General features: G+C 62.1%; 21 protein-coding genes. 15 read left to right on the top strand and 6 right to left on the bottom strand.

From position 1 onward, the window contains the following. Positions 1-3 precede the first annotated feature (3 nt). From ACERZ8_RS02585 to ACERZ8_RS02575, 3 genes are read left to right on the top strand one after another with little or no spacing between them, the layout of a single operon-like run. Positions 4-1,203, top strand: a complete 1,200-nt coding sequence (locus tag ACERZ8_RS02585; RefSeq protein ID WP_407590556.1) for an acyl-CoA dehydrogenase family protein — start codon at positions 4-6, stop codon at positions 1,201-1,203. Then, positions 1,200-2,270, top strand: a complete 1,071-nt coding sequence (locus ACERZ8_RS02580; protein WP_407590555.1) for an acyl-CoA dehydrogenase family protein — start codon at positions 1,200-1,202, stop codon at positions 2,268-2,270. The genes ACERZ8_RS02585 and ACERZ8_RS02580 overlap by 4 nt, the downstream gene beginning before the upstream one ends. Further along, positions 2,251-2,604, top strand: coding sequence for a PaaI family thioesterase (locus ACERZ8_RS02575; protein ID WP_407590554.1), 354 nt, complete (start codon positions 2,251-2,253; stop codon positions 2,602-2,604). The genes ACERZ8_RS02580 and ACERZ8_RS02575 overlap by 20 nt, the downstream gene beginning before the upstream one ends. A 40-nt stretch (positions 2,605-2,644) precedes the next feature. Here ACERZ8_RS02575 and ACERZ8_RS02570 read toward each other — a convergent pair whose 3' ends face one another. Next, positions 2,645-2,794: a hypothetical protein gene (locus ACERZ8_RS02570; protein WP_407594332.1), complete on the bottom strand. Its 150-nt coding sequence runs from the start codon at positions 2,792-2,794 to the stop codon at positions 2,645-2,647. On the opposite strand from ACERZ8_RS02570, the gene ACERZ8_RS02565 reads away from it, so the two are divergent. Next, complete coding sequence (locus ACERZ8_RS02565) at positions 2,726-4,126, top strand: class I adenylate-forming enzyme family protein (protein ID WP_407594135.1); 1,401 nt, start codon at positions 2,726-2,728, stop codon at positions 4,124-4,126. The genes ACERZ8_RS02570 and ACERZ8_RS02565 overlap by 69 nt on opposite strands. A gap of 25 nt (positions 4,127-4,151) precedes the next feature. Here the strand turns inward: ACERZ8_RS02565 and rpe are convergent, their stop codons facing one another. Continuing rightward, the gene (gene rpe, locus ACERZ8_RS02560; protein ID WP_407590553.1) at positions 4,152-4,841 is read right to left on the bottom strand and encodes a ribulose-phosphate 3-epimerase; all 690 of its coding nucleotides are present in this window, start codon (positions 4,839-4,841) and stop codon (positions 4,152-4,154) included. 197 nt (positions 4,842-5,038) lie between these two features. Between rpe and xylB the strand changes: the two genes are divergently transcribed. The 3 genes from xylB to ACERZ8_RS02545 are packed head-to-tail and all read left to right on the top strand — an operon-like array spanning position 5,039 to position 9,076. Continuing rightward, positions 5,039-6,487, top strand: a complete 1,449-nt coding sequence (gene xylB / locus ACERZ8_RS02555; protein ID WP_407590552.1) for a xylulokinase — start codon at positions 5,039-5,041, stop codon at positions 6,485-6,487. After that, the gene (gene xylA, locus ACERZ8_RS02550; RefSeq protein WP_407590551.1) at positions 6,484-7,791 is read left to right on the top strand and encodes a xylose isomerase; all 1,308 of its coding nucleotides are present in this window, start codon (positions 6,484-6,486) and stop codon (positions 7,789-7,791) included. The genes xylB and xylA overlap by 4 nt, the downstream gene beginning before the upstream one ends. Before the next feature lie 16 nt (positions 7,792-7,807). Then, positions 7,808-9,076: a cytochrome-c peroxidase gene (locus ACERZ8_RS02545; RefSeq protein ID WP_407590550.1), complete on the top strand. Its 1,269-nt coding sequence runs from the start codon at positions 7,808-7,810 to the stop codon at positions 9,074-9,076. 47 nt (positions 9,077-9,123) lie between these two features. Here the strand turns inward: ACERZ8_RS02545 and ACERZ8_RS02540 are convergent, their stop codons facing one another. The 4 genes from ACERZ8_RS02540 to ACERZ8_RS02525 are packed head-to-tail and all read right to left on the bottom strand — an operon-like array spanning position 9,124 to position 11,816. Then, a complete protein-coding gene (locus ACERZ8_RS02540) occupies positions 9,124-9,477 on the bottom strand; it encodes an ASPIC/UnbV domain-containing protein (protein WP_407590549.1) in 354 nt (117 codons plus the stop codon). Next, complete coding sequence (locus tag ACERZ8_RS02535; protein ID WP_407590548.1) at positions 9,465-9,794, bottom strand: hypothetical protein; 330 nt, start codon at positions 9,792-9,794, stop codon at positions 9,465-9,467. Before ACERZ8_RS02535 ends, ACERZ8_RS02540 begins: the two co-directional genes overlap by 13 nt. Then, complete coding sequence (locus ACERZ8_RS02530; protein WP_407590547.1) at positions 9,776-10,621, bottom strand: FG-GAP repeat domain-containing protein; 846 nt, start codon at positions 10,619-10,621, stop codon at positions 9,776-9,778. The genes ACERZ8_RS02535 and ACERZ8_RS02530 overlap by 19 nt, the downstream gene beginning before the upstream one ends. Continuing rightward, positions 10,614-11,816, bottom strand: a complete 1,203-nt coding sequence (locus ACERZ8_RS02525; protein WP_407590546.1) for an ROK family transcriptional regulator — start codon at positions 11,814-11,816, stop codon at positions 10,614-10,616. The genes ACERZ8_RS02530 and ACERZ8_RS02525 overlap by 8 nt, the downstream gene beginning before the upstream one ends. A gap of 221 nt (positions 11,817-12,037) precedes the next feature. Here ACERZ8_RS02525 and xylF point away from each other — a divergent pair, with 221 nt between their 5' ends. The 8 genes from xylF to ACERZ8_RS02485 all read left to right on the top strand — a co-directional run bounded on the left by xylF (position 12,038) and on the right by ACERZ8_RS02485 (position 19,140). After that, positions 12,038-13,027 (top strand): D-xylose ABC transporter substrate-binding protein, encoded by a 990-nt coding sequence (xylF, locus tag ACERZ8_RS02520; protein WP_407594134.1) that lies wholly within the window; start codon positions 12,038-12,040, stop codon positions 13,025-13,027. A gap of 122 nt (positions 13,028-13,149) precedes the next feature. Beyond that, positions 13,150-14,412: a sugar ABC transporter permease gene (locus ACERZ8_RS02515; protein WP_407590545.1), complete on the top strand. Its 1,263-nt coding sequence runs from the start codon at positions 13,150-13,152 to the stop codon at positions 14,410-14,412. Continuing rightward, positions 14,412-15,167 carry an ATP-binding cassette domain-containing protein gene (locus ACERZ8_RS02510; protein ID WP_407590544.1) on the top strand — a complete coding sequence of 252 codons (756 nt, stop codon included), beginning with the start codon at positions 14,412-14,414 and terminating at the stop codon, positions 15,165-15,167. Before ACERZ8_RS02515 ends, ACERZ8_RS02510 begins: the two co-directional genes overlap by 1 nt. Then, entirely contained in the window at positions 15,160-16,077 is a 918-nt protein-coding gene (locus ACERZ8_RS02505) for a glucokinase (protein WP_407590543.1), read from the top strand. Before ACERZ8_RS02510 ends, ACERZ8_RS02505 begins: the two co-directional genes overlap by 8 nt. 170 nt (positions 16,078-16,247) lie before the next feature. Then, complete coding sequence (locus tag ACERZ8_RS02500) at positions 16,248-16,622, top strand: helix-turn-helix domain-containing protein (protein ID WP_407590542.1); 375 nt, start codon at positions 16,248-16,250, stop codon at positions 16,620-16,622. A 45-nt stretch (positions 16,623-16,667) separates the two neighbouring features. Beyond that, positions 16,668-17,048 carry an IclR family transcriptional regulator domain-containing protein gene (locus ACERZ8_RS02495; RefSeq protein WP_407594133.1) on the top strand — a complete coding sequence of 127 codons (381 nt, stop codon included), beginning with the start codon at positions 16,668-16,670 and terminating at the stop codon, positions 17,046-17,048. Beyond that, positions 17,045-18,403, top strand: coding sequence for an aminotransferase class III-fold pyridoxal phosphate-dependent enzyme (locus ACERZ8_RS02490; RefSeq protein ID WP_407590541.1), 1,359 nt, complete (start codon positions 17,045-17,047; stop codon positions 18,401-18,403). Before ACERZ8_RS02495 ends, ACERZ8_RS02490 begins: the two co-directional genes overlap by 4 nt. Next, positions 18,400-19,140: a tripartite tricarboxylate transporter TctB family protein gene (locus tag ACERZ8_RS02485; RefSeq protein WP_407590540.1), complete on the top strand. Its 741-nt coding sequence runs from the start codon at positions 18,400-18,402 to the stop codon at positions 19,138-19,140. The genes ACERZ8_RS02490 and ACERZ8_RS02485 overlap by 4 nt, the downstream gene beginning before the upstream one ends. The last annotated feature ends 1 nt before the right edge of the window (position 19,141 follow it).

Raw genomic sequence — 19,141 nt, 5'->3', positions numbered from 1 at the left:
GACATGGATTTGAGTTACACACCCGAAGAACTGGCCTTTCAGGACGAATTGCGCGCGTTTCTGCGCGACGAATTGCCAGGCGATATCGCCGACAAGGTGCGCAGTGGCCGTGAGTTGGACAAGGCGGATATGGAGCGCTGGCATGCCATCCTGAATGCCCGAGGCTGGCTGGCGCAGAACTGGCCACGCGCCTTTGGCGGCGCGGAATGGAGCGCGGTGCAGCGCCACATCTATGATGTCGAGGCCGCTGCCGCACACGCCCCGCGCATCGTGCCCTTCGGCTTGTCGATGCTGGGGCCGGTCTTGCAGAAATTCGGATCGAAGGAACAGCAGGACCATTGGCTGCCCCGCATTCTGGATGGGTCGGACTGGTGGTGTCAGGGTTATTCCGAACCCGGTGCCGGGTCTGATCTGGCGTCGTTGAAAACCAAGGCCGTGCGCGACGGGGACCACTATGTCGTCAACGGGCAAAAGACGTGGACGACCCTTGGCCAGCACGCCAACATGATTTTCTGCCTTGTCCGTACGGATCCGGATGTAAAGCAGCAGGAGGGGATCAGTTTCCTGCTGATCGATATGGACAGCCCCGGCGTTGAGGTGCGGCCGATCATTCTGCTGGATGGCAGTCCGGAGGTGAACGAAGTCTGGTTCACGGATGTGAAAGTGCCGGTCGAAAACCTTGTGGGCGAGGAGAACAAGGGCTGGACCTATGCCAAGTATCTGCTCACCCATGAACGCACGGGTCTGGGCGGTGTCGGGTCCAGCCAGGCGGGGCTTGCAGCGGTCAAACGGCTGGCGCGCGCCGAGAACCACAATGGCAAACCACTGATCCAGAACCCGCATTTTGCCGCACGCGTGGCGCAGGTTGAAATCGACATGCGCGCGATGGCGACATCCAACCTGCGCATCGTCTCTCAGGCCGCTGCCGGGGGCGCACCGGGGCTTGAGGCGTCGATGCTCAAGGTCAAGGGATCGATTATCCGCCAGGAAATCAACGATCTGGCACGCCGTGCCGTGGGGCCTTACGCCATGCCCTTCGCCTCTGAAGCCGTTGAGGGGGCCAATGACATGATCCCTGACCGACTTGAGGCGGGCCCGGTCGCGGCGCAGTATTTCAACAACCGCAAACTGTCGATCTTTGGCGGGTCCAACGAAATCCAGCGCGGTATCATCGCCAAGGTGACGATGGGCGGTGGCGCATGAATTTCGATCTGACAGAAGAGCGGCAAATGCTGCAGGACACGTTGCGCCGGTATTTGCGTGACAAATACACCACGTCCGTGCGCAACGAAATCATCGACTCCGATACGGGCTTGTCTGACAGCATTTGGGCGGAACTGGCCGAACTGGGTGTGCTGGGTGCGCTGTTCACCGAAGAGCAGGGCGGCTTTGGCGGTGCTGGATTCGACATCGCCGTCGTGTTCGAAGAACTGGGGCGGGCGGGGGTCGTGGAACCCGTGCTTGACAGTGTGTTGATGGGCGGGCGGCTTCTGGCAGCTGCTGGCAAGTCCGACATGGTCGAAGAGGTCATCGCAGGTGCGCTGCATCTGGCCGTGGCCCATGGCGAGCCCGGTGGGCGCTATGATCTGGACCATGTGCATACGCAGGCGGATGGCGATACACTCACCGGGCGCAAGGCGGTGGTCATGAATGCCGAGGCCGCGGACCATCTGATCGTGTCCGCGCGCGATGGAGATGCCATTGGGCTTTACCTTGTGGCGCAGGGCGCACCGGGGCTGACCATTCAGGGCTATCCGTTGCTGGCGGGTGGACGTGCCGCCGAAGTGACGCTGGACAAAACGCCCGCCACCCCGCTTGGCCTGACGCTTGCCGACTACGAGGCCGTCAACACCCTCGCGCTTGTCGCCATCAGTGCCGAGGCGCTGGGGGCGATGGAAACCGCCACGGCGCTGACCAAGGACTACCTGATGACCCGCAAGCAGTTCGGGCGGCCCATCGGGACGTTTCAGGCGCTTGCGCATCGCATGTCGGACCTGCTGATCGAGTTGGAACAGGTGCGCAGTGCGGTGATCAATGCGGCGGGCAACCTTGAGGCGCATGACCGCGATCTGCATCTGTCGGCCACAAAGAACCTGATTGGACGCGCCGGGCGGCTGGTTGCCGAAGAAGCGATCCAGATGCATGGTGGCATCGCCATGACACAGGAATATGAACTGGCCCATATCGCCAAGCGGATCATCATGGCCGATCACCGCTTTGGCGACACGGATTATCATCTGGAGCGGTTCATTGCCCTCTCTGCCGCCTGAAGCGGGCATTATCCGGGATGAGACGGGCGCGCAGACGCTGCTGGGCTATGTCGTCGACATCTCCGCCGGGGATGGCACCGCACGGTGTCACCTCGACATCGGCCCGCAGCACACCAACCGCCACGGCGGGCTGCATGGCGGTATCCTGGCGTGCATGCTGGACAATGCAATGGGCTTTGCGGCGTCCCTGACGGGTGATGCGGCAGGTGACACGCGGTTCATGACGATCTCGATGACCACGCAATACCTTGCGCCTGCACGTGCGGGGCGGGTGACTGCGCAGGGCGAGATTTCGGGGGTGGACGGTCGCTTGTCTTTGCAGAAGGGGTTGTGACGGATGCGGACGGCACCGTGATCGCCACTGCGTCAGGTGTCTACAAGCGGGTGAAATCATAGGCGCGCGCGTCGAACATCTGCTGGACGATCAGGTCGCGTTGGGTGGTCAGGCGCTGGCGCTGGAAGATGCGACGGGCGCGGCATGGACGTATGCCGATCTGGATAACGCTGCAACCGCTCTCGGGCACGTTTTGACAGCCGCAGGAGTGAGGCGGGGCGACCGCGTGCTGATCGCCTCGGAAAACTGCGCCGCTGCTGTCGCTGCCCTGTTTGCCGCATGGCGGCTGGGGGCTGTGGCCGTGCCGGTCAATGCCCGTCAAAGCGCCGTAGAAATGGACAGGATTATTGCGCATGCCTGCCCGCGTGTGCTGCTGTTTACCTCAGACGTGTCGAAGGATGCGGCGGGACATGCGCTGCACCATCAGGCAGCGCCGTGCCTTGGGCCGTGGGGTGGTCTGGATATGGTGCGTGCGCCCGGTGACGATCTGCCCGGTGACGCGGATGTGGCCGTTGTCCTTTACACCACCGGCACCACGGGCGATCCCAAGGGCGTGATGCTGACCCATGCCAACCTGCGCTTTGGCGGGGCCACATCGGCCACATTCCGGGGTATGACATCGCACGATCTAATCTATGGCGTGTTGCCGATCACGCATGTGTTTGGCTTGTGTTCGATCCTTCTGGCATCGGTGCATGTGGGGGCAACTGTCCGGCTGATCCCGCGCTTCGATGTGAGTGCGGTGTTTGATGGGTTGCGGCGCGGCATCACCCTGTTTTCGGGCGTGCCGCAGATGCATGCGCTACTGATGGCCCATGCCGAGGGGCAAGGGCTTGAACAGCTTGGCTCGGACACTCTGCGCTTTGTGTCGTCGGGGGCGGCCCCGCTTGATCCCGCATGGAAGCGCAAGGCCGAGGCGTTTTATGGCGTGGCCCTGCAGAACGGTTACGGGATGACGGAAAGCACGGCGGGGATTGCGGCGACGCATAACGCGATCGGCGATCCCGATACCTCGGTCGGACCGGCCTTGCCCGATGTCGAGATCAGGATCGACGACGCCGTGGCAGGTGGTGGCAACGGCACGGGCGAGGTGCTGACGCGCGGTCCGCATGTTATGAAGGGCTATTTTCGCAACGCCGAAGCGACGTCACAAGTGCTTGGCCCAGATGGTTGGCTGCGCACGGGTGATCTGGGATGCGTCGATGATCACGGGCGGCTGCACATTGTTGGACGGTGCAAAGAGTTGATCATCCATGGCGGTTTCAACGTCTACCCGCCCGAGGTCGAGGCGGCGCTGAACGATCATCCGGATGTTGTGCAGGCCGCTGTAATCGGACGGGCGCGGGACGGGGATGAAGACGTGTTGGCCTTTGTCCAGCTTGCCAGTGGTGCGCAACTGGACGAGGCGGCCTTGCGCACTTTGTGGCGGCGCGACTGGCCGGGTACAAGCGCCCGTCGGTCTACGTCTTTGCAGACAGTCTGCCCGCCGCGCCCACGGGCAAGATCCTCAAACACAAGCTGATCGAGACATTTGCCGACCTGTTGACCTAGGCCCAGACGCCTGTCGCTGCTGCGCGAATGGCGCGGATGTTATCACCATAAGGGGCCGGGTCGCTGACCGACCCACCCCGGAACACCGCTGATCCTGCGACCAGCACGTCGGCCCCTGCTTTTGCGACCAGTGGCGCGGTCTTGGGATCAACGCCACCGTCGATCTCGATATGCACAGGCCGGTCACCGATCATGTCGCGCAGGGTTTTGATCTTGGCCGTCATGTCGATGAACTTCTGACCGCCAAAGCCGGGGTTCACCGTCATCACGCAGATCAGATCGACCATATCCATCAACTCAGCCACCGCGCTGGCTGGCGTGCCGGGGTTCAGCGCAACACCGGCCTTCATCCCCGCGCCGCGGATCGCCTGCAAGGTGCGGTGAATATGGGGGCCAGCCTCCACATGGGCGGTCAGAACATCGGCCCCTGCATCTGCAAAGGCGTCGATATAGGGATCAACGGGCGCAATCATCAGATGCACGTCCATTACGCCCTTGATGTGGGGCCGGATCGCCGCACAGGTGGCCGGGCCAAAGGTGATGTTGGGCACGAAATGCCCGTCCATGACGTCGACATGAATCCAATCCGCGCCCTGTGCTTCGACCGCTGCGCATTCGGCACCGAAACTGGCAAAGTCTGCGGCGAGGATGGAGGGGGCGATTTTGATGGCGCGATCAAATGTCATGGCAGGCTCCTGTCAGGGTCGGTCGCGATATAGCGGGCCGTTGTCCGGGTGGAAAGGGACCGTTCGGGAAGGATTTCTTGAAATCAGAGAAGCGGGACTCGTCTATCGTCGACTTCATCGTCGTTCTCGTAATCGGGTTTATTTAATTTGACATACAAATTAATGCGGGTGACAGTGCCCGTCAGGGAGGAAATTCGATGTTTCTGGGGCTTGATCTGGGCACCTCGGGTGTCAAGGCGTTGCTGGTGGACGGAGAGGGCCGTGCGGTAGGCAGTGCTGACGCAACCTATGATGTGTCCAACCCCGTGCCGGGGTGGAGCGAGCAGGACCCTGCCGACTGGATCGCCGGTGTCTCGGCCGTGCTCGCCGCGTTGAAATCCGAACATTCACAAGCCTTTGACGCAGTGGAGGGGCTGGCCCTGTCCGGTCACATGCACGGCGCTGTAATAGTCGATGAAGCGGGTGCGGTGCTGCGCCCATGCATCCTGTGGAACGACACGCGCAGTTTTGAGCAGGCCCGTGCCATCGACAGCGATCCTGCGGCGCGCGCGATCAGCGGCAATATTGTCTTTCCCGGCTTTACCGCGCCGAAACTGGCATGGGTTGCCGACAACGAACCCGACATCTTTGCCAAGGTGGCCCGCGTGATGCTGCCCAAGGACTATGTCGTGTGGTGGCTGACTGGGCGGTATGTGACCGAGATGTCGGATGCTGCAGGCACGGCGTGGCTGGATGTGGGCGCGCGGAGCTGGTCGGATGATCTGCTTTCCGTCGGGGGGATGACACAAGCCCAGATGCCCGACCTTGTTGAGGGCAGCGAGGTGGTAGGCGATGTGCAACCGGCGCGCGCCGATCTTGGCCTGCCCGCCACCTGCAAGGTGATCGCGGGTGGCGCGGACAATGCGGTGGCCGCTTGTGGCGTGGGCGCGCTCGGCGAAGGGCAGGGCTTTGTCTCGCTCGGGACCTCGGGTGTGGTGCTGTCAGGGCGGGACACATATGCCCCATTGCCCGCAAGTGCGGTGCACACGTTTTGCCATGCGATCCCTGGCCGCTGGTATCAGATGGGCGTTGTGCTGGCCGCGACGGACAGCCTCAACTGGCTGTCGCGTGTGACGGGCCAGAGTGCCGAGGCCCTTGCCAAAGGTGCGGGCGATACGTTGCAAGCGCCCGGTGCGGTCAAGTTCTATCCTTACCTTTCCGGCGAACGGACTCCGCACAATGACGCCCATGTGCGGGCCGGGTTTACCGGGCTTGGCGTGGGCACGGACAGTGCCGACCTGACCCGCGCTGTCATGGCAGGCGTGTCATTCGCACTGCGTGACAGTTTCGAGGCGCTGAAGGCGACCGGGGCCAGCCTTGAAACGGCCCTTGCCATCGGGGGCGGAAGTCGCTCGGATTTATGGTGCAGTATGCTCGCCACCACCCTGAACATCCCGCTGGAACGCCCCGAAGAGGGCGCGTTCGGCGCCGCCCTCGGTGCCGCCCGTCTTGCCATGTGCGGTGTGACCGGTGCCGATCCGGCCAGCATCATGACGAAACCGCCCATCGCGGATATCATCCACCCCCAGGGCAGCCTCGTCGCCGCCTACGAGGACGCCTATCGCGGTTTTGCGGCCGCCTACCCAACTTTGAAAGCCATGCCATGACCTCCACGTTTTTCGACGCCGTCCCGCCCGCCACATTTGAGGGGCCAGACAGCACAAACCCGATGGCCTTCCGCCACTACAATCCGGACGAAAAGGTCATGGGCAAGCGGATGGAAGACCATTTGCGCTTTGCCGTCGCCTACTGGCATTCCTTTGCGTGGGAAGGCGGCGATCCGTTTGGTGGCCAGACCTTCATCCGCCCCTGGCATCCGCAGGACGATATGGGCCGCGCCAAGATGAAGGCGGATGTGGCGTTCGACATGTTCGAGCGCCTTGGCGTGCCCTATTTCTGCTGGCACGACGCGGATGTGCGCCCCGAAGGCGACACGCTGTCCGAAAGCATCGACCGTCTGAACGAGATCACCGACTATTTCCTGGAAAAGATGGACGGCAAGAAGGTTGGCTGCCTCTGGGGCACAGCCAACATGTTTTCCCACCGGCGCTGGATGTCGGGGGCGTCGACCAACCCCGACCCAGATGTGTTCGCCTATGCCGCTGCGACGGTTAAATCCTGCATGGATGCGACGCTGAAACTGGGCGGTGAAAACTACGTGCTCTGGGGCGGGCGCGAGGGGTATGAAACCCTGCTCAACACCGACATGGGGCGCGAGCTGGACCACATGGGCGCGTTTCTGAACATGGTTGTCGAGTACAAGCACAAGATCGGCTTCAAGGGCCAGATCCTTGTCGAACCGAAACCGCAGGAGCCGTCAAAGCACCAGTATGACTATGACGCGGCGACCTGCATCGGGTTCTTGCGCAAATACGGGCTGGAGGATGAGGTCAAACTGAACCTCGAACAGGGCCATGCGATTTTGGCAGGCCACAGTTTTGAACACGAGATTGCCGTGGCTGCGTCCGAAGGGATGCTCGGTTCCATCGACATGAACCGCAACGACTATCAGTCCGGCTGGGACACTGATCAGTTCCCCAACAACGTGCCGGAAGTGGCCTTGTGCTACTACCACATCCTCAAGGCGGGTGGTCTCGGGTCAGGAGGGACGAACTTTGACGCCAAACTGCGCCGCCAGTCCCTTGATGCCGAGGATTTGATCGCCGCCCATGTCGGGGCGATGGACATCTGTGCGCGTGGGCTCAAAGCTGCGGCGGCGATGATCGAGGATGGTGGTCTGGAAGACGCGTTGAGCGCCCGCTATGCCGGATGGGACCGGGACGAGGCGCAGGCGATGCTCAAAAGCGATCTCGCCACGATTTCAGAACGGGTGCTGGGCCACGGAATCGAGCCGCAACCCCGGTCCGGTCGGCAGGAGATATTGGAGAATTATGTCTCGCGTTTCGTTTAAGGCCCTTTTGTTTGGAATGATCGCTGCGCCTTTGTGGGCGGGCGATCTGCCGTACGAAGAACCTGTCTTTCCCGATCATCCAAGTGCGCAGATCGAATTGGGTCAGCTGCTGTTTTACGACCCCGTCCTGTCGGGGTCGCGCACCGTGTCCTGCGCCACGTGTCACCACCCCAAATTCGCCACCGGCGACGGGGTGTCGCTGGGGATCGGGGATGGGGGTAAGGGCCTTGGCCCCGACCGCACGGTCGTTGCCGACAACCCGCCCGAACAGCGCATTCCGCGCAACGCGCCCCCGCTGTTCAATCTTGGGGCCACCGAATTCACCGTATTCTTCCACGATGGCCGGTTGGAAGAAGACGCAAGCCGCCCCTCGGGCATCCGCACACCTCTGGGCTCGGAAATGGAGGCAGGGTTCGCCTCTGCCCTCTCCGCACAATCCATGTTCCCGGTGTTGTCGGCGGATGAAATGGCCGGGCACTACACCGAAAACGACGTGGCGCAAGCCGTCCGTCAGGGGCTGCTCACGGGCGCAGGCGGCGCATGGGATATCCTGTCCAAACGGGTCGAGGCGATCCCGGAATATCGCGCCCGTTTCGATGCAGTGATCGGGCCAAAGGCGGTGGCCTTCACTGACATCTCCGACGCACTCGCCGCCTTTCTCGACTTTGAATGGCGCGGCGTGGCCAGCCCCTTTGACCTCTATCTGCGCAACGGCACAAAGATGGAGCCCGCCGCCATGCGCGGGATGGAGCTGTTCTACGGTAAAGCGGATTGCGCTGACTGCCATGCGGGCCGGTTCCAGACGGATCACGATTTTCACGCCATCGCCATGCCCCAGATCGGGCCGGGCAAGGCTGCACGGTTCGAACGCCACGCACGCGACACGGGCCGCATGCGGGTGACGGGCGATCCGAATGATGCCTACGCCTTCCGCACGCCCCCCTTGCGCAACGTTGCGCAAACTGCGCCCTATGGACATGCCGGGGCCTATGCCACGCTCGAAGGGGTGGTGCGCCACCATCTCGATCCCGTGGAGGCACTGAGGGCGTATGACATTTCCCAAGCGGTCATGCCGGGGTTTGACGCGGATGATCTGCGGGTGCTCACGGATCAACCGGAAATGGACGCCATAGCGGCTGCCAACGTGCTGGCTCCGCAAACCCTGTCTGACGACGAGGTCAGTGACCTTATCGCCTTTCTCAACGCGCTGACTGATCCGCAAAGCATCCGCGGCGCGCTTGGTATTCCGGACACAGTGCCCAGTGGGCTGCCCATCGACCGCTGAGGCCCAGCCCCCAAAAAATTGGTGTCGCCGACAGGCGGCCTTTGGGTCTACCGCGTGAGGTTCAGAACCTGATCCACAGCTACTTCGCGCCAGTCCGACCAATCAGCATGAGGCCAGCGCACCCGGACGCGCACGGTTTCAACATCACCCAGGCCAAAGTGCTGCGGCCCTGCGACCCCGCCTGCGTGACCCCCGCCGACAGTGACTTCGCGCGCCTGAACGCTTGCGCCGTCATCGACCTCGATCCACGCGCCCACGGCTTGGGTGTTGGCCTCGTCCTGATGCACATCAATGCTCAGCCAATGACCCGTATCGGCATTGAAGTTCTGCCAGACTTCCAGCGGCGCGCGCCGGTTCACCACGGCCAGATCAAGCAATCCATCCGCATTCAGATCAACCAAGGCCGCCCCCGGCCACGATGCATTGAGGCGACACCGGCCACATCGCCGGCCTCGGCAAAGGTCCGATCCTCCTGCGCCATCAAGAGGTTGTTGGGGTCTTCCATCGCATTGCCGGGCATTTGCTGCACATTTCCCTTAGCGATGAACACATCGTCGCGCCCGTCGTTGTCCACATCCCCGAAGGCGATGTGCCACCCGGTCGAGGGGCGGCCATCACCGCCCACATAGGGGCGCTGCGCCGCCACGCCCATGGCAAAGGGGACATCTGCAAAAGCCGGGGCATCCCCAGTCCGGCGCATCAGGCGTTGATCGCCCATGGAACTGAGAAACACCTCGTCCCGCCCGTCGCGATCCAGATCGCGGGTCGCGATCCCCATGCCCCAAAGCATGTGGCGCGCCCAGCCGTCTTTTTCGGAAAAAGCCGGGGTTTGTCCTCCATCGCCCAAAGCTGTTCCTGCCCATCGCGCACATAGTAGTGGCGGTCATTGGACACCCGCAGGTCCGCCCGACCGGTGCGCGCCCAATCGGTGAACAGGATCGACAAGGCACAGTGGCCGGGCGCCAGATCGGTGACTGTGTATGTCGCGCCGTCGGGACGCCACAGGTGGTTCACATCGCAGGCCTCGAACGGGCCGTCGGGGTCGTGCCGGTCGACGTAATGGCCAAAGGCGAGGGTGGGCGCGGTCTGTCCGCCCTCCCACGTGGCCGAAAAGGCAGTGGTCCAGTGATCGGCGAAGGTGAAGGGCATCGCCTCAAACGTGCAATCGCCGCGCCCACGCAAAACGGTGTCGGGGCCAACGCGCAACACAACCAGATCAAGGATGCCGTCATTGTCGATATCAAGCGGGTAGGCCCCGGTTGTGCCTGTCAGGTTCAGTGCCTGGGACGGCGCAGGTTCAAAGTGGATGGCACCGCCATCAACAGAGGTGTTGCGCAGCAGTTGCATCGGATTGCTGCCCCCGGCGGCGACCAGATCGGGGCGTTGATCGCCGTCGCAATCCAGCACGGCCAGCCCCCCGCCCACGAAATGCTCCCACCCGCCGTCATAGACGTGGGGCGGGACGTCGACGGGTTGAAATCGCGGTGTGTCTGCGGTGACATCTTGGCCGATCAGGGTCGCAACGAGGATTGCGGCGCTACGCATCTTCTAGGGCCTCGACGGCAGTGTCCTGCACGAACTCAAGCGCATAGGCCGCACCACCCCGGGCCCACATGAACGTGTCCCATTTGTGAACGACCACGTCGGGTGCGGGTTTGTCGATGTCCACGATGCTTTTGCGCATCTGTTCGATCACTGCATCGGCATAGAGGTGGTCAAACTGCATCTGCTCGCCTGCGAGGATCACCAGTTCGGGGTCAAAGATGTTGACGAGGTTGGCCAGACCAAGCGCGAACATCTTGCCCGCCCGCTCGATTACGGTGCGCGCGGTTGGGTCGCCCTCGCGGGCCGCGGCCAGAACGGCGGTGACGGCCTTGGAGGTTGGGGCCATCTGGGCAACGTTGCCGACGCTGTGGGCCTCGCGCACGAGGGCGTAGTCGGCCACATAGGCCTCAAGACAGCCGCGTTGGCCGCAACGGCAAAGGGCCCCGTCCAGATGGACCTTGGTATGACCGAATTCTGCCCCGCAGCCGCGTGTACCCCGGTAAAGATGCCCGCCCAGCACCATGCCCATGCCCACACCGCTTTCGATGGTGATGACGATGAAGTCGGAATGGTTCTTGCCAATGCCAAAGGTCAGTTCAGCCATCGCCACGAGGTTCGCGTCGTTGTCGACATAGGCGGCGATGCCCAGACGTTCGGACAGGACCGCACCAAAGGGCACGTTGCGCCGATCAAGCGATGGGGACCAATAGACCAGACCATTGCCCGCATCGACGATACCCGCCAGCCCGACGCCCACGCCCGAGATATCTGACAGCGCGCATTGTGCCTTTTCCGACAGTCTGGCCAGGCCCTGATACACTTCATCCGCCAGCGCATCGGGGGTGTAGCGACGCGGTGCGATCGCGTGTTCATGGAAGGCAACGTCGGCCCCCTCGAAATCCATCAACACGAGGGAGATCGAGACATCAGACACTTTGAGACCGGCAATCAAGTGGGCCCGCCCCGCAATCTTGAGATCGACGCGCGGACGCCCGCGCGGTGTCTCGTCACTGGACGAATCCCTTGGCACTTCCTCGATCAGACCACCGCGCAAAAGTTCGGCTGTGATGGAGGTTACCGTGGCCCGACTGATTCCTGTACGGTCGGCCAGATCAATGCGCGGCACCGGGCCGCGTTGAGAAATCTCGCGCAGCAACAGCCGTCTGCTTTCGACTTTCTGGTGGCGGAACGCCATGAAAAGACTTCCTTTTTCTCCTCCCGTTCGCGACATGGCCGCGAACCCCTTGCATGGGATGATGGCGGTTTTTGAGAGGGCTGTCCAATTTAATTTGCTTTTCGAATTTAAACGGCTATCAATGTGCGACCCGACCGCAAACCCATGACGGCGGGGCTATGTCTTTGGGAGGACACTTAATGAAACGACGTACGATACTTGGCGCCCTCGCGGCTGCCACGATGCTCACGACCCCGGCTTTTGCAGACGGTCACGCCAAAACGGTTGGCGTCAGCTGGTCGAACTTTCAGGAAGAGCGCTGGAAAACTGACGAAGCGGCGATCAAGGCGGCGCTGGACGCAGCTGGTGCGAACTATCTGTCCGCAGATGCGCAGTCTTCTTCCACGAAACAGCTGGCAGACATCGAAAGCCTGATCACACAAGGCGTCGACTCGCTGATCATTCTGGCACAGGACGGCGCGGCCATCGGCCCGGCCCTTGATGCCGCCGAAGCCGCAGGCATTCCCGTCATCGGCTATGACCGCCTGATTGAAGACCCGCGTGCCTTCTATCTGACATTCGACAACATCGAAGTCGGCCGGATGCAGGCGCGCGCCGTGTTCGACCTGCAGCCAACCGGCAACTACGTGATGATCAAGGGCTCGCCCACCGATCCGAACTCCGACTTCCTGCGTGGCGGTCAGCAAGAGGTCATCCAGGCCGCGATCGATTCCGGTGACATCACCATTGTCGGCGAAACCTACACCGACGCATGGGCCCCGGCCAACGCACAGCGCAACATGGAGCAGATCCTGACCCAGAACGACAACAACGTCGACGCGGTCATCTCTTCCAATGACGGCATGGCGAGCGGCGTTGTCGCAGCCCTGACAGCGCAAGGCATGGACGGTATCCCCGTTTCCGGCCAGGACGGTGACCATGGCGCGCTGAACCGCGTGGCCAAAGGCACCCAAACCGTGTCCGTTTGGAAAGACAGCCGCGAACTGGGCCGCAACGCCGGTGAGATCGCTGTTGCGCTGGCCAATGGCACAGCCATGGACTCCATCGAAGGCGCGGGCAAATTCACATCTCCCGGCGGTGTGGAAGTCAACGCGATGCTGCTGGCTCCACAGCCGATCACCAAGGACAACCTGAACCTCGTTCTGGATGCCGGCTGGATCCCCAAGGACGTGCTGTGCCAGGGCGTGTCGGGCGTCGCTGTCTGCGAATAAGGCAGTCTCACTGAGAAAAGGGGCCCCATCCTCCACGGCGGGGGTGGGGCCCTTTTCACAACATCCGCCGGGAGGGCGGATAGGGGGGCCGCCTGTCTGGCGGCAATACGGGGGAACCACCAATGGGCGGCCTTGGGAAACTTATCAAGACATTGCAGCTGGACACGCGGCTGCTGGGGATGATCGGGGCGTTTCTGCTCATTGCCATCATCTTCAATATCGCGACGGGCGGGACGTTCCTGACGCCGCGCAACATTTTCAACCTGACACTTCAGACCGCCTCTGTGGCCATCATGGCGACGGGCATGGTCTTTGTGATCGTGACCCGCAATATCGATCTGTCCATCGGGTCCATTGTCGGTGTGATCGGCATGGTCATGGGGTTGGTGCAGGCCTTTTGGTTGCCGGAAATCGTGGGCTTTGGCAGCCCGGTGATTGTCGTTGTGACTGTGCTTGTCGGCATAGGTCTGGGCGTGTTGATTGGCGGGTTTCAGGGCTGGATGATCGGTTACCTCATGATCCCGTCCTTTATCGTGACCTTGGGTGGTCTGCTGATCTGGCGCGGGGCCGCATGGTGGGTGACGCGCGGGACAACCGTGTCGCCGCTGGATGCGAACTTTGTCATGCTGGGTGGGGCCAGTGGCACCATCGGTGTCACGGCAAGCTGGCTGCTGGCCGCTGTCGGGGCCGCCGCAACTGTCTGGTTCCTGATGCGCTCGCGCCGTCAGCAGATGTCGCATGACATCGCCGTCAAACCTTTGTGGGCCGAATACGCGCTGGCGGCCATTCTGGTTGCCGCCATCGCCGGGATCACGGCCATCATCAACGCCTACGAAGTGCCGACGCGCGTGCTGCAACGCCGTTTCGAACGCGAGGGCCTTGAGATGCCCGAAGGCTATACCGAGGCCTACGGCTTCCCGATCTCGGTTCTGATCGTGATCGCCATCGCCATCATCATGACCATCGTGGCTCGCAAGACCCGCTTTGGCCGCTATATCTTTGCGATGGGCGGCAACCCGGATGCGGCAGAGCTGTCAGGCATCAACACCAAACTGCTGACGGTCAAGGTGTTTGCCCTGATGGGCGGGTTGGCCGGTGTGGCCGCCATCGTCGCCTCGGCGCGTCTGGCCTCTGCCGGCAACGATCTGGGCACGCTGGACGAATTGCGCGTGATTGCTGCCGCCGTCATCGGGGGTACGGCCCTTGCCGGTGGGGTTGGCACGATCTATGGCGCGATCCTTGGGGCCTTTATCATGCAAAGCCTTGTGTCCGGCATGGGCATGGTCGGCGTTGATGCGCCGTTCCAGAATATCATTGTGGGGGCGGTTCTGATCCTCGCTGTCTGGGTCGACATCCTCTATCGTCGCAGAACGGGAGAAGCCTGATGACAACTCCATTGCTTGAAATGCGCAACATCTCGATCCACTTCGGCGGGATCAAGGCGGTGGACGATGTGTCCATCGACCTGATGCCGGGTGAGGTGGTTGGCCTGCTGGGTCACAACGGGGCTGGCAAATCCACATTGATTAAGATCCTGTCCGGGGCCTACAAGAAGGACGCTGGCGAGATCTATGTTGATGGCAAGAAGGTCGATATCCGCACACCCGCAGATGCACGCGACCAGAACATCGAGACCATTTACCAGACGCTCGCCTTGTCCGATAACCTCGATGCGGCCTCAAACCTGTTCCTGGGGCGCGAGATTACGACCCGGTTCGGTCTGGTGGACGACACCAAGATGGAGGCCGAAAGCCGCAAGATCATGGCGCGCCTCAATCCCAACTTCAAACGGTTCTCGGAACCTGTCCGCTCGCTCTCGGGTGGTCAGCGCCAGTCGGTGGCCATCGCGCGTGCGGTCTATTTCAACGCTCGTATCCTGATCATGGACGAACCGACTGCGGCCCTTGGTGTGCACGAAACGGCCATGGTCGCGGACCTGATCAAAGAGCTGAAGGCCCAAGGCCTCGGCATCTTCCTGATCAGCCACGACACCCGCGAAATGATGGAGTTGTGCGACCGTGTGTCGGTGATGAAGAACGGCCAGTTGGTCAGCACCGAACGGGTCGAGGACGTGACCGAGGACGACGTGCTGTCGATGATCATCATGGGCAAGAAACCCGGAGAGACGGTTGATGCGTGAAGGTGCGGGCGCTCCGAACCTCGTAGCTGATGTCGGCGGCACAAACTGCCGCCTGGCCTTGGCCGACGCGGGCGGCGTGCGCGCCGACACCGTGCAACGGTTTCGCAATGACAACTACGACAGCTTTGCCGATCTGGCGCGTGGCTATATCGCGGATCAACCCATGATCGCCTCGGCCGCCGTGGCCATTGCCGGCCCCGTGGGCAAGGGCGAGGGGCGGTTGACCAACCGCAACTGGCACTTTGATGCGGTTGAGTTGGAACGCGAGTTGTCCCTGCCACGGGTGCATCTGCTGAATGATCTTGAAGCCTTGGGTCACGCGATCTGCGTGTTGCCCGACGCGTCCCTCACACATCTGAGCGGCACACCCACACCGGACGAACCGCAGGCACTGGTCGTGGGGCTGGGCACCGGGTTCAACGTGGCCCTGACCCATCGCCCATCCGGCGTGGTGTTTTCGGCAGAGATGGGACATGCCCGTCTACCCCATTCGGTCGAGGCCATCGTGGCGGATGCAATTGGTCAAACGGATGTGTTTGATACTGTTGAGCATCTGCTGGCGGGCAAGGGGCTGGCGAAACTGCATGCCGGTCGCACCGGACATGCCTGTGCGCCGGAAGAAGTCCAAACCGCCGAAGGTGGGCCCGAAACCCTTGCCATCGTGGCCCGTGCGTTGGGCGCTTTGGTGCGCGAAATGGCGTATCTCTACCTTCCCGAAGGGGGCATCTATTTCAACGGCAGCCTCGCGCGGACTTTGCTGAGTGGGGACACCCGTGCGCTTGCGCTGGCCCCTTTGTTGGACGAAACGGGATTCGGTGGGCGGATGGCGGGCATTCCCACTTACTTGCTCAACGACGATGCATCGGCCCTGCAGGGCTGCGCGCGTTTTCTGACCGTCGGTACACAGTAGGGCGTCTATTTCATCTCATCGGATTTGGCCTAACGCATTGTCGGTGATCGACAAAGCGGCGTGAAGGCTTGCTAACGCATCTGAAATATCCAGCTCATTGGTTCATATAATGAACCAATGGACGCATAAATCCGTTGCAAGGTGAAACGAGGTGAGTCAAGCTTTGGTCCATGTCGACCGTCGCCAAAGCTCTTGGACTTCTGGACCTGTTCTCTGACACGCACCCACGGCTGGGGCTGTCGGATGTGCAGCGCCTGACGGGGCGGGACAAGGCGACTGTGCACCGCCACCTTGTCGCGCTCGAACAGGTTGGGTTTCTGGAACAGGACAAGGAAACGCGAGCCTATCGGCTTGGCCCGGCGCTGACCCGACTGGCCGGGATGAGGTCGCGCACCGTGCCCGAGGTCGAAATGGTCCGCACCGTCATCGACGCCCTCAGCCGCACTGCCGGAGAACTTGTGCACATCTCGCGCTTGCAGGGATCTCGACCTAGTCGATGTCTACCACGCGGAACATCACGACCATCCGGTGCGCGTCAGCTTTGACGCCTATGGGTTGCCACCGCTCTTTGCGACGTCTTCTGGCAAGGCATACCTTGCCTTTTCACCCGGCGGTGTTCTGGACCTCGCATTGGCCGATCCGCGCACCTGGGTGCCGGGGGTGCGGCACCGGACAAGGCCACCCTTGCGGACGAGTTGCGCACGATTGCGCGGCGTGGATATGCCCGCAACCGGGACGCGTTGCGCTTGGGTGTCTCATCAGTTGCCATTCCTGTCTTTGATGCGGCAAGCCGCGCCGTTGCCACCTGCTCTGTCGCCTATCCGACCAGCCGGGGTGGGAACGAGGTCGAAGCGCGTCTGGCCCGCCTGTTGATGGACCACGGGCGCGACATCTCGGAAGCCATGGGCGGGACTGTTCCACCGGACGTACAGAACGCATGGACCCCAAGCCAAGAAAAGGCGGCGTCATGAAAGACAGCAATTTCCTGAAAGAACACAATGCCCGCCAGTTCTGGCATCCGATGGCGCATCCGGCAGACAGCAATGCCAACCCGCCAACCATCCTGACCGGGGGCGAAGGCGTTTACATCACGGATGTGGATGGGCACCGGAGCATTGACGCTGTGGGCGGCCTTTGGAACGTGAACCTCGGCTATTCCAGCGCACCGGTCAAAGCCGCGATTGCGGACCAGCTTGAGGCGTTGCCGTACTATTCGACCTTTCGCGGTACCACCAATGATAAGGCGATCGAGCTGGCCTATTTGCTCGCCGACTTCTTTGCCCCGGACGGGATGACGCGCAGCTTTTTCACGTCCGGCGGGTCGGACAGTATCGAAATTGCGCTGAAATTTGCCCGACAGTACCATCGCATCCGGGGCGAGGGGACGCGCACCAAGTTCATCAGCCTCGAAAAAGGGTATCACGGAACCCACTTTGGCGGCATATCGATCAATGGCAATTCCAAGTTCCGCAATGCGTATGAGCCTTTGCTGGCGGGCTGTTATCACATTCCCGGCCCCTATCTCTATCGCAACCCGTTCGGGGCAGAGACGGCCGAAGAGCTCGCCCACCTGTCCGCAAAAATGCTGGAGCGCGAGATCGCCTTTCAGGGGGCCAATACCGTGGCTGCCTTCATCATGGAACCCGTACTGGGTGCCGGGGGAGTGATCCCGCCGCATCCCAGTTTCATGGGCCTTGTGCGCGACATCTGCGACAAGCATGGCGTGCTGTTGATCGTGGATGAGGTGATCACCGCCTTTGGCCGCACCGGGTCACCCACAGGTTCGCGCCACTGGGGTGTGCAGCCCGATCTGATGTGCACGGCGAAGGCCATCACAAACGGCTACTTTCCTTTCGGGGCGGTGATGATTGCCGATCGCATCGTCTCTGTGTTCGAGGATGATCGCAGCGGGGCCGGGTCCGTCGACATGGGCTATACCTATTCCGGGCACCCTGTGGGGGCTGCTGCCGCGGTGGCCACGATGCAGGAAACGGTGCGCATCAAACCCTGGGAAAACGCCGGACCGCGCGGGGCAGAGATGAAGGCGGGCTTGCAGGAACTTGCCACACGCTATGAAGTCGTGGGCGATGTGCGCGGCGAGGGCCTGATGTGCGCCATCGAGCTGGTCAGCGACCGCGCCGCCAAGACGCCAGTGAGCAAGGCCGCACCGCTGGCCTTCCAGAAGGCCGCGTACGAAGACGGCGTCATGGTGCGTGTGTCGGGCAACAACGTGATCCTGTCCCCGCCCCTGATCGTCGATGAAAGCCACGTGCGAAAGATACTGTCCGCGACCGAGGCAGGCCTGAAAGCGGTTGCCGCCACATGAAAAGCCGGGCCTGCGCCCCTGCGCTCAAAAGCGCTGTGCGGCAGGCCCCGCTGCGCGCCCGTATCGAAACGCGCGCTTTTTCCAGCACCTGCCCGCCAGCGCACATGATCAACGTCGAGGATGTGACCGACTTTCGCCGTGGCCGGGGGGATCTGATCTTTTCCCTGTTCATGGTTGGTGTGGCGCTGTTCTTTCTGGTCTTTTTCTTCAGCCAGACGGGGTGGGAGGACCGCAAATTGCCTGCCAACATGGCGCGCTACTGGATGGACCAGTTCGGGCTCGCGACACCCGAGGGCCGGGTATCGCGTCTGGGTCGTATTCTGAAACAGGGCTGGGTCGCGCCGCTGATCTGCCTTTGCATCCTTGTGCCTGCTGCGTTCTGGAACCTGCGCGGCGCGCTGCGGGCGCAGGCATGGCGGGTCCGGTTCAAGCAACCCACTGGCGTTGCCTATGAGCTGACGCAATGGCTGCGGGCGCTGGAATATGTGGGCTGGTTCGTGGCCTATACCGCCCTTGTACCCGTGCTTGGCTATCTGGTTGCGACACTGATCCTTGGAACTGCCCTGCCATGGCGCTTGGGTTATCGTGGTCTGCGCTGGTTTGGCATTTGTCTGGCCGCCAGCTTTGTAATCGTGCTGATCTTTCGCACGGGCCTGCAAATCCGCACGCCGGCGAACATCTGGCTTTATGACCAACTGCCGCCGGCCATGGAAACCTTCATGCAGGTTTGGTTCTGAG

It is taken from the genome of Tateyamaria armeniaca, assembly GCF_045797845.1.
GTDB classification, from domain to species: domain Bacteria; phylum Pseudomonadota; class Alphaproteobacteria; order Rhodobacterales; family Rhodobacteraceae; genus Tateyamaria; species Tateyamaria armeniaca.
The sequence above is the reverse complement of the archived record's forward strand: the minus strand, read 5'-3'. Positions and strand labels throughout refer to the sequence as shown.

Coding starts and splice junctions, on each gene's coding strand:
- ACERZ8_RS02490 (WP_407590541.1), top strand. CDS start 17,045: ATGAAAGACAGCAATTTCCTGAAAGAACACAATGCCCGCCAGTTCTGG.
- ACERZ8_RS02530 (WP_407590547.1), bottom strand. CDS start 10,621: ATGCGTAGCGCCGCAATCCTCGTTGCGACCCTGATCGGCCAAGATGTC.
- xylB (WP_407590552.1), top strand. CDS start 5,039: ATGTTTCTGGGGCTTGATCTGGGCACCTCGGGTGTCAAGGCGTTGCTG.
- ACERZ8_RS02585 (WP_407590556.1), top strand. CDS start 4: ATGGATTTGAGTTACACACCCGAAGAACTGGCCTTTCAGGACGAATTG.
- ACERZ8_RS02545 (WP_407590550.1), top strand. CDS start 7,808: ATGATCGCTGCGCCTTTGTGGGCGGGCGATCTGCCGTACGAAGAACCT.
- ACERZ8_RS02535 (WP_407590548.1), bottom strand. CDS start 9,794: ATGGGCGATCAACGCCTGATGCGCCGGACTGGGGATGCCCCGGCTTTT.
- ACERZ8_RS02485 (WP_407590540.1), top strand. CDS start 18,400: ATGAAAAGCCGGGCCTGCGCCCCTGCGCTCAAAAGCGCTGTGCGGCAG.
- ACERZ8_RS02505 (WP_407590543.1), top strand. CDS start 15,160: ATGCGTGAAGGTGCGGGCGCTCCGAACCTCGTAGCTGATGTCGGCGGC.
- xylA (WP_407590551.1), top strand. CDS start 6,484: ATGACCTCCACGTTTTTCGACGCCGTCCCGCCCGCCACATTTGAGGGG.
- rpe (WP_407590553.1), bottom strand. CDS start 4,841: ATGACATTTGATCGCGCCATCAAAATCGCCCCCTCCATCCTCGCCGCA.
- ACERZ8_RS02580 (WP_407590555.1), top strand. CDS start 1,200: ATGAATTTCGATCTGACAGAAGAGCGGCAAATGCTGCAGGACACGTTG.
- ACERZ8_RS02500 (WP_407590542.1), top strand. CDS start 16,248: ATGTCGACCGTCGCCAAAGCTCTTGGACTTCTGGACCTGTTCTCTGAC.
- ACERZ8_RS02515 (WP_407590545.1), top strand. CDS start 13,150: ATGGGCGGCCTTGGGAAACTTATCAAGACATTGCAGCTGGACACGCGG.
- xylF (WP_407594134.1), top strand. CDS start 12,038: ATGCTCACGACCCCGGCTTTTGCAGACGGTCACGCCAAAACGGTTGGC.
- ACERZ8_RS02510 (WP_407590544.1), top strand. CDS start 14,412: ATGACAACTCCATTGCTTGAAATGCGCAACATCTCGATCCACTTCGGC.
- ACERZ8_RS02525 (WP_407590546.1), bottom strand. CDS start 11,816: ATGGCGTTCCGCCACCAGAAAGTCGAAAGCAGACGGCTGTTGCTGCGC.